At 66.9% G+C, this 13,967-nt stretch carries 10 protein-coding genes; 1 reads left to right on the top strand and 9 read right to left on the bottom strand.

The genetic code is table 11. From position 1 onward, the window contains the following. Positions 1-79: 79 nt before the first annotated feature. Together HWY37_RS23140 and HWY37_RS23135 are read right to left on the bottom strand one after the other, a co-directional pair. A complete protein-coding gene (locus HWY37_RS23140) occupies positions 80-709 on the bottom strand; it encodes a LysE family translocator (RefSeq protein WP_175211055.1) in 630 nt (209 codons plus the stop codon). A gap of 33 nt (positions 710-742) precedes the next feature. Continuing rightward, on the bottom strand, positions 743-2,269 hold the full coding sequence (locus HWY37_RS23135; protein WP_176089940.1) for a DEAD/DEAH box helicase: 1,527 nt from the start codon (positions 2,267-2,269) through the stop codon (positions 743-745). A gap of 303 nt (positions 2,270-2,572) precedes the next feature. On the opposite strand from HWY37_RS23135, the gene HWY37_RS23130 reads away from it, so the two are divergent. Further along, on the top strand, positions 2,573-4,045 hold the full coding sequence (locus HWY37_RS23130; RefSeq protein WP_176089939.1) for a YdgA family protein: 1,473 nt from the start codon (positions 2,573-2,575) through the stop codon (positions 4,043-4,045). A gap of 83 nt (positions 4,046-4,128) precedes the next feature. Here the strand turns inward: HWY37_RS23130 and HWY37_RS23125 are convergent, their stop codons facing one another. The 7 genes from HWY37_RS23125 to HWY37_RS23095 form a co-directional block, all read right to left on the bottom strand. After that, positions 4,129-5,337 carry a metal-dependent hydrolase family protein gene (locus HWY37_RS23125; RefSeq protein WP_175208989.1) on the bottom strand — a complete coding sequence of 403 codons (1,209 nt, stop codon included), beginning with the start codon at positions 5,335-5,337 and terminating at the stop codon, positions 4,129-4,131. Positions 5,338-5,362: 25 nt separating this feature from the next. Further along, a complete protein-coding gene (locus HWY37_RS23120) occupies positions 5,363-7,090 on the bottom strand; it encodes an ABC transporter ATP-binding protein (protein WP_175208988.1) in 1,728 nt (575 codons plus the stop codon). Positions 7,091-7,097: 7 nt separating this feature from the next. Next, positions 7,098-8,024 carry an ABC transporter permease gene (locus tag HWY37_RS23115; RefSeq protein ID WP_175208987.1) on the bottom strand — a complete coding sequence of 309 codons (927 nt, stop codon included), beginning with the start codon at positions 8,022-8,024 and terminating at the stop codon, positions 7,098-7,100. Between the two features lie 10 nt (positions 8,025-8,034). Continuing rightward, positions 8,035-9,006 carry an ABC transporter permease gene (locus HWY37_RS23110; protein WP_175208986.1) on the bottom strand — a complete coding sequence of 324 codons (972 nt, stop codon included), beginning with the start codon at positions 9,004-9,006 and terminating at the stop codon, positions 8,035-8,037. 119 nt (positions 9,007-9,125) lie between these two features. After that, positions 9,126-10,733 carry an ABC transporter substrate-binding protein gene (locus HWY37_RS23105; protein WP_176089938.1) on the bottom strand — a complete coding sequence of 536 codons (1,608 nt, stop codon included), beginning with the start codon at positions 10,731-10,733 and terminating at the stop codon, positions 9,126-9,128. Between the two features lie 356 nt (positions 10,734-11,089). After that, positions 11,090-12,481 carry a GTPase/DUF3482 domain-containing protein gene (locus HWY37_RS23100; RefSeq protein ID WP_175208984.1) on the bottom strand — a complete coding sequence of 464 codons (1,392 nt, stop codon included), beginning with the start codon at positions 12,479-12,481 and terminating at the stop codon, positions 11,090-11,092. Continuing rightward, positions 12,474-13,883 (bottom strand): DUF2868 domain-containing protein, encoded by a 1,410-nt coding sequence (locus HWY37_RS23095; RefSeq protein ID WP_373418170.1) that lies wholly within the window; start codon positions 13,881-13,883, stop codon positions 12,474-12,476. Before HWY37_RS23095 ends, HWY37_RS23100 begins: the two co-directional genes overlap by 8 nt. Positions 13,884-13,967 lie beyond the last annotated feature (84 nt).

Here is a 13,967-nt window from a genome sequence, read left to right as displayed (position 1 = left end):
GGGCCCGGCGCGGTCCGGTATCGGGCATGAAAATGCGAGGGGCATGCGCCGACAGCGGCGCATGCCCCTCGCATGGGGTTCAGGAATGGCGGCGGAACGACGCCAGGAACACGCCCGCCAGGATGAACAGCGAGCCGAAGGTCCGGTTCATCCAGCGGATGTGCTTGGCGCTGCGCAGCATGCGCAACACGCGCGCCGCCAGCAGCGTGTACACGCCCATGGCCACCAGGTCGGTGAACGCCAGCGTGGCGGCGATTGCCGCGTATTGCTGCGTCAGCGGCAGCGCGGTGTCCACGAACTGCGGCACCACGGCCAGCAGGAACACCGTGCCCTTGGGGTTCATGGTGTTGATCAGGAAACCGCGCAGTACCAGTTCACGGATCGAGGCGCGCCTGGGGTCGCCGGAATCCACCGTGACCGGCGCCGCGTCCGTACGGATCTGGCGCACGCCCAGGTAGATCAGGTAGGCCACGCCCAGGTACTTGACCACGTTGAAGGCCATTTCGGACGTGGCCAGCACGGCGCCCAGGCCCACGGCCACCACCACGAACTGGAACAGGATGCCCATGATCAGGCCAGCCGTGTTCCAGTAGCCGCGCGCGAAGCCGTACTTGAGCCCCGAGGACATCGCCGAGATCGCTCCCGCGCCTGGCGAGAACGAAATGGCCCAGGAGGCCAGGAAGAACGTCAACCAGGTGGATAAGGGCATGGCGCGAGTCCGTGGGTGCGGTTGCGGGTGATATTACTTGCTCAGCAGCGCGGCGCGCGGAGCGCCCGCCGGGCGTCCCGAACCGCCGTTGCCTGCCGGACGGGCGGACCCTTCCGGACGGCGGTGGTTCTGCTGCGGACGGCCTTCGTTGCGGCCGGCGTGGGCCGGACGGTCGGCAGGCTTGCCGTCGCGCGGGCCATGGTTGGCACGGCCTTCGCCGCCGGCGCGGGCCGGCGCGGGGGCACGGCCGCCAGCCGCGGCGCGGGGCTGGCCCTGGGCGGGACGCGAGCGGCCGCCGTTGCCATTGCCATTGCCGTTGCCGCCACGGCCGCCATTACGGCCGCCGCCGCCGCGCGGGCTGCGGTTGTCTTCGTCGCGTTCCTGGCGGTCGAAGGCCGCGGCGGTCGTCGCCGGGGGCGTCCAGCCTTCCACGGGCTTGCGCTCGATGGTCTTCTTGATCAGGCGCTCGATGTCCTTCAACAGCTTGATTTCGCTGTTGTCGACCAGCGAGACCGCCGAGCCCGTGGCGCCGGCGCGGCCGGTGCGGCCGATGCGGTGCACGTAGTCTTCAGGCACGTTGGGCAGTTCGAAGTTGACCACCTGCGGCAGCTGGTCGATGTCCAGGCCGCGCGCGGCGATGTCGGTCGCCACCAGCACCGTCACGGTGCTGTCCTTGAAGCCGGCCAGCGCGCGGGTGCGCGCCGATTGGCTCTTGTTGCCGTGGATGGCGGCCGCGGTCAGGCCGTCCTTGACCAGCTTTTCGGCCAGGCGGTTGGCGCCGTGCTTGGTGCGCGTGAACACCAGCACTTGATGCCAGCCGCTTTCGCGGATGATGTGGCTGATGAGGTCGCGCTTGTGGTGCTGTTCCACCATGTGCACCGTCTGGGTGACCAGCTCGGTGGCGGTGTTGCGCGGGGTGACCGACACCTCGCCCGGATTGTTCAGGACGCCGCGCGCCAGGGTGCGGATCTCGTCGGAGAAGGTGGCCGAGAACAGCAGGTTCTGGCGCTGCTTGGGCAGCAGCGCGAGGATCTTGCGGATGTCGCGGATGAAGCCCATGTCCAGCATGCGGTCGGCTTCGTCCAGCACCAGGATCTCGACGCCGGACAGGTCCACGGTCTTCTGGCCGCAGTGGTCCAGCAGGCGGCCGGGCGTGGCGACCAGGATGTCCAGCGGCTTGCGCAGCGCGGAGATCTGGGGGTTGATGTTGACGCCGCCAAACATCACCATGGAGTTCAGCGGGGTGTACTTGCCGTAGGTCTGCACCGATTCCTCGACCTGCGCGGTCAACTCACGCGTCGGGGTCAGGATCAGGCAGCGCGGGCGGCCGGGCTTGCGCAGCTCGGGCTTCTTCTGCATCAGCAGATGCAGGATGGGCAGGGTGAAGCCTGCGGTCTTGCCGGTGCCGGTCTGGGCGGCGGCGAGCAGGTCGCCGCCTTTCAGGACCTGGGGAATGGCCTGGGCCTGAATGGGAGTGGGCGCGGTGTAGCCGGTGTCGGCAATGGCGCGCAACAGGGAATCAGCCAGCCCGAGGTCGGCAAAAGGGGAAGAGGTAGTCAAAACAACTCCAGCGGCAGCCCGTCGCTCAAGTTGAGAGACTCCAATCCAGGCGGACGAATAAGGAGAAAAGGGAAGCGCCCTGATGGGCGAAGCTTGGCAACGAAGGGCCTAGCGGACGTGTGCAGATTGGCAAAGCACACCGGGCGATTGTAGCGGATGTGGCGCTGCAGCACTTGCGGTAATCGGCCGTTCTGTATCAATAAGCAACATATTGCAGTGCCTTTGCACGAAATAAGTGTTTTCCCTAGGCGACAGTCCCTATAATCCGTCCGCTTTCATCCATTTGAAGAATAAAGGATTGCAATGAAAAAATCGGCAGTAGTGGGCGTTGTCGTCGCGCTGGGCGCGATCTGGACCGGCACGGCCTGGTATACGGGCCAGAAGGCCGAGGCTTTCGTCAAGCAATCGATCGATCAAGCAAACATCGAACTGAAGAAGTTTGGTGAAAAATGGGGTGTGACCCCCGTGGTTGAGCTGGTGTCGTTCGACCGCGGCGTGTTTTCGTCCACCGAACGCTACCGCGTGAAGTTCACCGAGCCGGCCGCCGACGGCAAGCCGGCGCAGGAACACGAGATCGTGTTCCTCGAGCACCTGGACCACGGCCCGTTCCCGCTGTCGAACCTGAAGTCGGGTTCGTTCGCGCCGGCCATGGTCGCCAGCCGCTTCCAGCTGGAAGAGACGCCGATCGTCAAGGAATGGTTCGCCGCGACCAAGGGCGCGGTTCCCGTCTCGGGCGCCTATAGCGTCAGCTACGCCAAGAACGTCTCGGGCAACTTCGCCCTGGCCCCCGCCGAATTTGCCAAGGACGCCAACAGCCTGAAGTTCTCGGGCATGAAGGGCGACATCACCTACGCCACCGGCAGCAAGCACGGCACGGTCGCGTTGGCCACCGACAGCCTGGTGCTGTCGGGCCAGTCCGATGACAGCGACATCGTCAGCGTGGCCATGCAGGGCCTGACCCTGAACAGCGACCTGAAGCCGGCCTCGAACGACATGTACGTGGGCAGCCAGAAGGTCGGGTTCAAGAACTGGACCATCACGTCCAAGGAAAAGCCGCCCGTCCAGCTCAAGGACACGGTCATCGCCGTCGACGTGACGGAAGCCGATTCCAAGATGGCAGCAAAGATGGCCGTCGATTTCGGCATGATCAACGTGCAGAACAAGGACATGGCAGGCCTGAAGCTGGCCCTGGACCTGAAGAACATGGACTCGAAGGCGTTCAAGGCGCTGAACGACGTCTATGAGGCTTCGTCGACCCGCATGATGCAAAACAAGGGCGAGCAACAGATGCCCGAGTTCACGGACGAAGAAAAGCAGATCCTCAAGACCAACTTCGAACTGATGCTGGCTGGCAATCCTTCCCTGTCGGTGTCGCCGCTGGAAGTGCGCACCGCCAACGGCACGTCGACCTTCAACCTGGATCTGGACCTGGCCAAGCCGACGTCGATGGACGGCGAGTTCGCCGAGACGCTGCAGCAGGCCATCCGCAAGCTCAACGCCAAGCTGGTGCTGTCCAAGGGCAACCTGAGCGACCTGATGGCGATCGAGCCCCAGGTGCGCGGCGTGCCGGCCGAGCAGGCTCTGCAGACCGCCAAGGGCCAGGCTGAAATGGTGGGCACCATGGCCACCGCCATGGGCATGGCCAAGGTCGAGAACAACAACATCGTGACCTACCTGAACTACGCCGACGGCCAGGTGGACTTCAACGGCAAGAAGATGCCGGTTGAGCAGTTCATGATGATGGTGATGAATGGCGTGATGGGCGGCGGGCGCTAAGACAGGCGTACGACCTCACCGCAGGTAATGGAAAGGCCGCCGCGCTTACGGGCGTGGCGGCCTTTTTCATTGCTTGCTTCGCATCAGAGCGGCAGCGCGCCGGCCGCCACTTCCCCGTTGCGCAGCACCGCCACGTGGAAGCGCTTGTCGGCCGCCTTCAGGATGTCCTCGGCGGGATTGCCCTGCACCAGCAGCAGATCGGCCACCTTGCCGTCGGCGATGACGCCGTGCTCGTCCATGCCCATCAGGTCGTGGCCGCGCGAGGTGCCGGCGATCAGGGCGTCCAACGGCGTCATGCCGAATTCCACCATGTAGGCCAGCTCCATCGCGTTCTCGCCGTGCAGATTGAACGGCGTGCCGGCGTCGGTGCCCATCGCGATGCGCCCGCCCGCCCTGTAGTACATCTGGAACGACTCGCGGTGGCGCTGTTCCACCGCGCGCGCCTTTTCCACGGCGTAGGCGGGAATGCCGTTGTCGGCATTGGCGATGATGTTGCGGACCGCGGCGATGGTGGGCACCAGGTAGGTCTGGGCGTCCAGCATTTCGCGCAGGCATTCGTCGTCCATGAAGATGCCATGCTCGATGGAATCGATGCCGGCGCGCACGGCGTTCAGGATGCCCAGCGTGCCCTGCGCGTGGCTGGCGGTGCTCTTGCGAAAGCGCTTGGCCTCGTGCACGCCGGCCTTCATTTCGTCGAAGCTGTAGTGCGCGTCCATGGGGCTGACGCCCGGCGTCATGACGCCGCCCGTGGCCATGATCTTGACCAGGTCGCAGCCGGCGTGGACCTGTTCGCGCACGGCCTTGATCACGTCCTCGCAGCCGTCGGCGACGCGGCCGATGCGGTTGCCGTGGCCGCCAGTCATGCAGATGATGCGGCCCGAGGCCCTGATGGTGGGGCCGGGAAACACGCCGCGCGCGATGGCATCGCGCACGCCGAATTCCAGATAGTCCTTGCCGCCGCAATCGCGCAGCGCCGTGACCCCGCCGCGCAGGCTGGCCTGGGCGTTTTCCAGCGCCGTCAGCGTGATCTGCGCCGGGCCCTGCTTGCTCAGCTGCGCATTGGGATCGGCGCCGCCGGTGTAGACCAGGTGCACGTGGCAGTCCGCCAGGCTGGGCATCAGGGTCATGCCATCGGTGCGCACGGTCGCGCCGGCAAAGCCGGAGAACTCGCCGGCCGGCGCCACGCGCGCCACGTGCCGGCCTTCGACCAGCACGCCGTGGCCGGGCAGCAGCTTGCCCTTGCCGTCGAAAACCTGGCCGCCGATGAATAGGGTCTGTCGTGTCGCCGTCATGTCTCGCTCCGGGTTGCGCCTGGCGCTACCCCGCCACGTCCAGCCCCTCGCGGGACATGGATTGCAGTCGGGGCATCAGGCCAAGCAGATGTTGGCTGTAGGGGTGTTGCGGACGTTCGAAGAGATCCTCGGTAGCGGCTACTTCCAGCAGTTCGCCATAGCGCATCACGCCCACGCGGTCGCACATCTGGCGGATCACCGGCAGGTCGTGGCTGATGAACAGCATGGTCAGCCCGAGCTCCTCCTGCAGGTCCTTCAGCAGGTTCAGGATTTGCGCCTGGATGGAGACGTCCAGCGCCGAGGTCGGTTCGTCGCAGATCAGGAAGCGGGGCCGCGTGGCCAGGGCGCGCGCGATGCAGATGCGCTGGCGCTGGCCGCCCGAGAATTCATGCGGAAAGCGCTCGGCGGCGCGGTCGCCCAGGCCCACCACGTCCAGCAGGTCGGCCACGATGCGGCGCGCCTCCGCCTCGCTGGCCGCCAGCTTGTGGAAGCGTATCGGCTCGGCCACGATGTCCAGCACGCGCATGCGCGGGTTGAGCGAGGAGAACGGATCCTGGAAGATCATCTGGATCTGCCGACGGAACGGGTTCAGCTGCTTTTCGCCCTTGAGCGCGGTCAGGTCGGTGCCGCCGAAGTTGACCGAGCCTTCGCTGGGCGTATAGAGGCCGGAGATCAGCCGCGCCACCGTGGACTTGCCTGAGCCGGACTCGCCCACCAGGCCGAACACCTCGCCTTCGCCGATGGAAAAGTTGACACGCTTGACCGCGTCCAGCGTGCGCTGGTTGCGCTTGAGCAGCGCGCTCTTGAGCACGAAGCGCATGCTCAGGTCCTTGACCTGCACCAGCGGGCCGCCGGTGCGCGCGCCGAAGTCGCGGCGCTGCCCCAGCCAGTGCGTGGCCAGGTCCAGCGGCTGCGCCGGCTTCTTCACGTCCTCGATGTAGGTCACCAGCGGGAAGCGCCGCAGCTTGATGTCGGGACGCGGCACGGCCGAGATCAGGCTGCGCGTATAGGGATGGTCGGGGTCGCCCAGGATCTTGGCGGTGGGGCCCTGCTCGACCAGCTTGCCGTGGTACAGCACCGCCACGCGGTCCGTTACGTCCGCGATCACGCCCATGTCGTGCGTGATGATGATCATGCCCACCTGCTCTTCGCGGCACAGCTTCTTGAGCAGCTCCAGGATCTGCGCCTGGATCGACACGTCGAGCGCGGTGGTGGGTTCGTCGGCGATGATGACTTCGGGCTCGCAGCACAGCGCCAGCGCGATCACGACGCGCTGCCGCATGCCGCCGGAGAACTGGTGCGGGTACTGCTTGACGCGCAGTTCCGGCTTGTCGATGCCCACCTGCGCCAGCAGCTGCACCGCGCGCTTTTGCGCCTCGGCGTGGGACAGGTCCAGGTGCACCTGCATGGTCTCGACCAGCTGGCTCTCGACCGTCTGCAGCGGATCCAGCGAGGTCAGCGGATCCTGGAAGATCATGCCGATGCGGCGGCCGCGCACCTTGCGCTTCTGCGCGGGGTTCAGCGTGTCGATGCGTTCGCCATTCAGCAGCACGGCGCCGCCCGCCAGGCGGCCAGGCGCTTCCAGCAGGCCGATGACGGCATTGCCTATGGTGGACTTGCCGGCGCCGGATTCGCCCACCACTCCCAGGATCTCGCCCTTCTCCAGGGACAGCGATACGCCGTCCACGGCCACCAGCGTGCCGCGGCGGCTGGGGAATTCGATGCGGATATCTTCGATGTTCAACAGGGCCATGGCGTCCTCAGCGCAGCTTGGGGTTGAGCGCGTCGCGCAGCCAGTCGCCCAGCAGGTTGACCGACAGCACCAGCGCCACCAGCGCGATGCCGGGGAAGATGGAGATCCACCACATGCCCGAGAAAAGATAGCTGTTGCCGATGCGGATCAGCGTGCCCAGCGACGGCGCCGTGGGCGGCACGCCCACGCCCAGGAACGAGAGCGTGGCTTCGGTGATGATGGCGATGGCCAGGTGGATGGTGGCGATGACCAGCACCGGTCCCATCACGTTGGGCAGGATGTGGCGGCGCAGGATGGTGAAGGGGCCGATGCCGATGAGGCGCGCCGCCTGCACGTATTCCTTGTTGCGTTCCACCAGCGTGGAGCCGCGCACGGTGCGCGCGTACTGCACCCAGCCGGAGATGCCGATGGCGAAGATCAGCACGTACAGCGCGAGCTGGTCATGCATGTCGCGCGGCAGGAGGCCGCGCGCCACGCCGTCGATCAGCAACGCCACCAGGATGGCGGGAAACGACAGCTGCACGTCGGCGATGCGCATGATGAAGCTGTCCACGCGGCCGCCGGCGTAGCCGCTGATGAGGCCCAGCGTTACGCCGAGCACCATCGAAAACAGCACCGAGGCGAAGCCCACCAGCAGCGACACGCGCGAGCCGTACAGCACGGCCGACAGGATGTCGCGGCCCTGGTCGTCGGTGCCCAGCAGGAAGTCGGGGCTGCCGCCCTCTTCCCAGGACGGCGGCGTGTTGGCGTCCATGATGCTCAGGGAGGCCAGGTCGAAGGGGTTGTGCGGCGCGACCACGGGCGCGAACAAGGCGCCCAGCAGGATGGCCAGCGTGACGATCGCGGCGACGATGGCGCCAGGCGACCGCTTGAAGCTGTGCCAGAGGTCGCTGTCGGCCGCGCGGGCGAAGAAGGGAGCGATGCGAGCAATCATGCGGATTCCTTTACTTGCTCTGCACGCGCAGACGCGGGTCCACGGCGAAGTACAGCAGGTCCACGACCAGGTTGATGAGCACGAACATGAAGGCGATCAGCACCAGATAGGCCGCCATGACGGGGATGTCCACCATGCTGATGGCCTGGATGAACAGCAGGCCCATGCCGGGCCACTGGAACACGGTTTCCGTGATGATGGCGAAGGCGATGATGGAGCCCAGCTGCAGCCCCGTGATGGTGATGACGGGCACCATGGTGTTCTTCAGCGCATGGCGGAAATTGATCAGCCGTTCCGGCAGGCCGCGGGCGCGCGCGAACTTGATGAAGTCGGCGCGCAGCACTTCCAGCATTTCGGCACGCACCAGCCGCATGATCAGCGTCATCTGGAACAGCGCCAGCGTGATGGCGGGCATGATCAGCGCCAGCCAGCCGGATTTGGTCAGGAAGCCCGTGGTCCACCAGCCCAGGCTGACCACGTCGCCGCGCCCGAAACTGGGCAGCCATCGCAGCTGCACGCCGAAGAACAGGATGAGCAGGATGCCGATCAGGAAGGTGGGCAGCGAGATGCCGGCCAGCGAGATCGCCATGAAGGCCTTGGACAGCACGCCGTGGCGTTTCAGCGCGGTATAGATGCCCATGGGTATGCCCAGGGCCAGTGCCATCACGGCGGATACGAAGGACAGTTCCAGCGTGGCCGGCATGCGTTCTTCGAGCAGTTCGCTGACGGGCCGGCGGTGGCGGTACGACATGCCGAAATCGCCGCGCACGGCGTTGGCCACGAAGTGCGCGTACTGCACCACGAAGGGATCGTCCAGGCCCAGCTGCTCGCGCAGCTGCGCGCGTTGTTCGGGCGTGGTGTCCTGGCCCACCATGCTGGCTATCGGGTCGCCTACGTAGCGGAACATGGCGAACGCGATCAGCGCCACCGTCAACATCACCAGCACCGACTGGATAAGCCGTTGCGCAATAAAGGAAAGCATTATCGGGAGCCCTCGGTTTCAGATAACGCCGGGCCGCGTTTCCCTCGGGTGGGGGGAACCGGGGCTGGGCCGGGCGCGCCCGGGCGGCATGCGCCGCCCGGGGCTCGCTTGCGGGTCGATTACGGCAGGACGACGTCGCGCAGGTCGAGCACGTCGTCGGCGCGCTGGATGACCTTGATGTTGTCCTTCACGCCCCAGGACATGGGCTGCTGGTGCAGCGGCAGATAGCCGTAGTCGTTGCGCACGATCTCGAATGCTTCCTTGATCATGGCGTTGCGCTTGGCCTGGTCGGTTTCCACGCCGATCTTGTCGGTGAGCTCATCGACCTTCTTGTTGCAGTAGCCGCCCAGGTTGAACTGGCCCGCCGCGGTCTTGGCATTGCGGCACGAGGTGAGGTTCAGCAGCGTGTTGTGCGCGTCGGTCGAGCTGGGCGTCCAGCCCAGCATGTACATGCTGGTCTGGTTGCCCGCCTGCAGCAGGATCTTGCCGAAGTACTTGGACTTGGTCTGCGCCAGCAGGTTGATCTTGATGCCCACGCGCGCCAGCATGCCGGCCACGGCCTGGCAGACCTTCTCGTCGTTGACGTAGCGGTCGTTCGGGCAGTCCATGGTGACCGTGAAGCCCTTGGGATAGCCGGCCTCGGCCAACAGCTTCTTGGAGCGTTCGGGGTCCGGCTTGTACGGCGCGCCGAAGGAATCGTCATAGCCGTTGATGGCGGTGGCGATGAGCGAGCCCAGCGGCTTGGCCGCGCCGCGCATGATCTTCTCGTTGATGGCCTTGGTGTCCACGGCCAGCACCACGGCTTCGCGGACCTTGGGATCCTTGAAGGGGTTCTTGCCCTTCACGTCCGAGAACAACAGTTCGTCGCGGTCCTGGTCCATGCCGATGAAGATGGCGCGCGCTTCGGGCGCGGTCAGCGGCTTGACGCCCTTGGCGTCTTCAAGCCGCTTCCAGTCCTGCACCGGCACGGGCTGCACCAGATCCATTTCGCCGGAGATCAGCGCGGCGACGCGTGTGGCTTCCTGCGTGATCGGCTGGAAGATGACTTCGTCGACGTTGGTCTTGATGTCCTTGTTCCAATAGCCGTCGAAGCGCTTGAGCACGGTCTTCACGTCGGGCTGGCGTTCGGCCAGCATGAAGGGGCCGGTGCCGTTGGCGTGCAGGTTGGCGTAGTTGCCCTGGTTGTCGCCCTTGACGTTGGTGGCTTCGGTGGTCTTGTTCTTTTCCGACCACGACTTGCTCATGATGTACAGGAACACCCATTCGCGCGGCAGGATGGGGTTGGGCGTGGGCGTGGTGACTTCGATGGTGTAGTCGTCCACCTTCTTGATGTCGGAGGCCTTGGCGCCATAGCCCTTCATGTCGGAGCCCGGCGTCAGGCTGCGCTTCCAGGAGAAGATGACGTCGTCCGCCGTGAACGGCGAGCCGTCATGGAACTTCACGCCCTTGCGCAGCTTGAACACCCATTTGGTGGGCTCGGGGTTTTCCCAGCTTTCCGCCAGCAGCGGGGTCAGTTTGAGATTGCCGTCGTAGCCGGCCAGCGTTTCGTAGATGTTGCCTTGGAAGCCCAGCGTGAACGTTTCGTTCAGGGCCATCGGATCCATGGACGTCGCATCGCCCTGATACGACCAGTGGAAGGTCTTGGCGGCCGCGCCAGCGCTGAATGCCAGCGAGGCAGCAACGGCAGCCGCGAGCGCAGCTTGCTTCAAGTGGGGAAAAGTACGCATAGCCCTCATGCTCCGTGTGGTGCGCGGATAGCGCGACAGAAGTGACAGGGCCCCGGCCCCATGGGGTGCCGGGGCATGGCGTTGCTGCTTACGACGAAAGACGGATTGGGGTCTGGCGGGACGCAGCGCGAGCTGCGCGCGCGCCGGTGATGGCGCTGCCGGGAATCACTGCGTAGGACTTCGACTTCACGATAGACCCAACCCCTTGTGATTATCATGACGGGGACGGACCCGCGCCGATGCAGAACGAATCTTATAGACGCATTCGTTTAAGCGTCAATCGGTTTGGATTGGGGTTAGTACTTGCTTGCCGACGGCGTGGAATGGTGCGTTCGGCAAGGCTGGCGGCTCTACGCTCAGGCGCCGGTAGGCGGCGCGTCGGCAAGGGTTTTCGCCAATTCGCGCACCACGCGCTTGCGCCGGTCGCTGTCTTCGTAATGCTCGCCCAGGGCTGACCATTCGGGCCGGCTGCGGGCTTCCTTCAGCGCCTCGGGCAAAGGTCCCTTGCGCCAGGCCTCGTCCTCCGGATGATCTAGTCTCAATGGCTCACGCGCGGCGTGGCCGCGCCGTTCCAGGGCTTCGATCAGCTGCCGCTGGCGCAAGGCCAGGAGGCGCAGCACGGGGTCGTCCACGCTGATCTCGCGCCAGCCGCGCAGCTTGCCGGCCATGCGCTTGCCCAGCTTCTCCACGCCTTGCCACAGGCCGCCCGCGGCGGCGCCGATCAGCATGCCGGTGCCCAGGCTCAAGCCCGCGCTGAACAGGTCCACGGCCGCGCCTGCCATCGCGCCGGCGGCGGCGCCCATGCCGACCTGCACGCCCATGTCCTTCAGCGCCTGCGGATGGAACAGGTCCATGCCCCAGCGCTCTCCCTGCAGCGGCAGCGCATCGTCGTCGGTGAAATCCGCGGCGCGGAAGTTGTAGAGCGCCAGCAGCGCATTGACGCAGGTCTGCTCGCGCTGGCGCACCTGGTTGCGCAGCTTGTCCGAGGTGGCGGCCAGCGCGGCATCGTCGCTGGCGCTGGACACGTGCAGCGCGGCCACGTCGATCAGCAGATCGGCCAGCAGTTCGTAGGCCGAGTCGCGGCGCGCGCGGCGTTGCGCGGCCAGGCTGGCGGACAGCCGCGACAATGCGGCGGCGTGGCGGTCCAGCAGCACGCCGAGCTTGGCGTAGAGCTGTTGCTCGCCATCCAGCGGCGGCGCGACGGTATCGAATTCCACAACCGCATGCAGCCCCAGCCGCGCCATGGCGGCGCGCCACTCGTCGGCGCGGTGCGCGGGCGCATTGACGAAATTCAGCACCGGCAGCAAGGGCCGGCCGCAAGCGGCCAGGATGGCGAGTTCGTCGCGGTGCTTGCCCAGCACCGGGTCGCGCGCGTCGATCACATACAGGGCGGCGTCGCAGTCCAGCATCTTGGCCAGCACGCGCGCTTCCTGCTCGTAGCGGCCATGGGCTTCGGGCGTGTCGAGAAAGCGGCGGATGCGCGCCGGGCCGTCCAGGCGTTCGTCGGGGCGGTCCAGCCGCTCCAGGTATTCCAGCAGCGAGATGCTGTCTTCCATGCCCGGCGTGTCGAACCATTCCAGCACGGCGCGGCCTTCCAGCCGCAGGCGCGCGCCTTCGACGTGGCGGGTGGTGCCTGGGCTGTCGGCGACGTCGCCGAAGGTGGTGTCGCGCGTCAGCGTGCGCAGCAGCGAGGTCTTGCCGGTGTTGGTGTGGCCGACCAGCGCGATCTTGATGATGTCATCAGCCATGGGTGGACTCCAGCCACGCATAGGGAGCATCAGGCGCCTGCAGCACGGCGTCGGCGGGCAAGCCCAGCGCGAGCAGGCGTTCGCGCCACAGCGGCGCGCGGGTGGCGGCGGCGTCCACGCCCGCGCGCGGCGTGACCAGCCAGACGCGGGTCTGTTCCGCGTGCGCGGCCAGTTCCGCGATCAGCGACAGCGTGCCCCGGTCGGGCGTCTGCCGCGCGTCGCAGGCGATCAGCATGCGGGTGGCGGCCTTGCTGGCCAGCGCGTCCAGCACGCGGTTGCGTTCCTCGCGTGTGTCCAGGTTGCCGGCCTCCTGGATGCCCGCGGGGATGCCGGCGGGCGGCCAGGCCAGGTCCGGCGGCAATTCCAGTCCCAGCAGCACGGGCTGGCCGCCCAGGCCCGCAAGCGGCGGCGCGCCGACCCGCGGCTCGTGCAGCGGATCGACGGGGCGGTCGATGCCGGTGGACTGGGCGGGCGGTTCCAGCCGGTCGCGCAGCGCGGAGAATCCGGGCAGCGAGGGATCGATGCGCAGGCCGCGCAAGGCGCGCAGCGTGTTGACCACGCACAGCGCGCCGGCCAGGAGGCGGGGCAGGATGCCGTAGACCACCAGCACGCCGATCAGCCAGAGCGACCATTGCACCTGCGCCTCGGCGGGCAGGACCTGGGCGCCGTCGCTGGCGCGGATCATCGCGGCGTCCGGCATCGGAAAGCCCAGCTGCGCCGGCAGCCAGCCGATGGCCTGGGTGAGACTGACGAAGGTGTCGGGCGCCAGCAAGGTGGTGGCCCAGATGAAGCGGTAGCTGGCGGTGGACAGCACGGCCAGCAGGACAGCCAGCGCGGCGCACAGCGCGGTCAGCCAGAGCAGGTGGCTGATGCTGCCGAACAGCCAGCGCAAGGCGCCCGCGCGCGCCAGCAGGTTCAGGAAGGCTTGTGGCACCAGTGCGCCGTCGGGGCCGCGGGCCAGCTTGCGGGTGGCCCAGAGCCACAGGCGTCCCAGCCCGGTGACGGCCGAAGCCCGCAGCAGGAAGCTGGCCAGCCAGAGCAGGAAGGTGAGCGTATGCAGGCCCAGCAAGGCGCCCAGCGCCCACAGCACGTTGACCGGCCGCGATCCGTCGCCTAGCGCGCCCAGGGCGGCGCCGGCGCCGGACAACAGGGCAAGCAGGAACAGCGCGGCCAGGATGCCGAGCGCGCTGCGGCGCCAGGTTTCGATCAGGGGAATGAGGTTTTCGCGCCTGGCCAGCAATGCGGCGCGGGCCAGGATGCGCGTGGGCAGGTCGCCGTCCTGCTGGCGCACGCGCCGGACCGCGTCCGCGTCTTCCAGAGGCCCCCAATGCGCTTCGCGCAGGCGGACCAGTTCTGCCAGCCAGTGCGCGCGCACGGGGCTGGCGCTGACGGGTTCAGCCAGAGGGGCGGAGTCGCGAGAGGTCGGGGTCGGCATCGCGTCGGGAAGGGGCGCGGTCAGGCCCTAGGGGCGGTGGGCCATTGTAGA

Origin of the sequence: Achromobacter anxifer (assembly GCF_903652925.1) — a bacterium.
GTDB classification, from domain to species: domain Bacteria; phylum Pseudomonadota; class Gammaproteobacteria; order Burkholderiales; family Burkholderiaceae_B; genus Achromobacter; species Achromobacter anxifer.
The sequence above is the reverse complement of the archived record's forward strand: the minus strand, read 5'-3'. Positions and strand labels throughout refer to the sequence as shown.

Excerpts from the sequence above, each read along its gene's own strand:
- HWY37_RS23100 (WP_175208984.1), bottom strand. The coding sequence starts at position 12,481 with ATGGCTGATGACATCATCAAGATCGCGCTGGTCGGCCACACCAACACC.
- HWY37_RS23110 (WP_175208986.1), bottom strand. The coding sequence starts at position 9,006 with ATGCTTTCCTTTATTGCGCAACGGCTTATCCAGTCGGTGCTGGTGATG.
- HWY37_RS23105 (WP_176089938.1), bottom strand. The coding sequence starts at position 10,733 with ATGCGTACTTTTCCCCACTTGAAGCAAGCTGCGCTCGCGGCTGCCGTT.
- HWY37_RS23130 (WP_176089939.1), top strand. The coding sequence starts at position 2,573 with ATGAAAAAATCGGCAGTAGTGGGCGTTGTCGTCGCGCTGGGCGCGATC.
- HWY37_RS23115 (WP_175208987.1), bottom strand. The coding sequence starts at position 8,024 with ATGATTGCTCGCATCGCTCCCTTCTTCGCCCGCGCGGCCGACAGCGAC.
- HWY37_RS23140 (WP_175211055.1), bottom strand. The coding sequence starts at position 709 with ATGCCCTTATCCACCTGGTTGACGTTCTTCCTGGCCTCCTGGGCCATT.
- HWY37_RS23125 (WP_175208989.1), bottom strand. The coding sequence starts at position 5,337 with ATGACGGCGACACGACAGACCCTATTCATCGGCGGCCAGGTTTTCGAC.
- HWY37_RS23120 (WP_175208988.1), bottom strand. The coding sequence starts at position 7,090 with ATGGCCCTGTTGAACATCGAAGATATCCGCATCGAATTCCCCAGCCGC.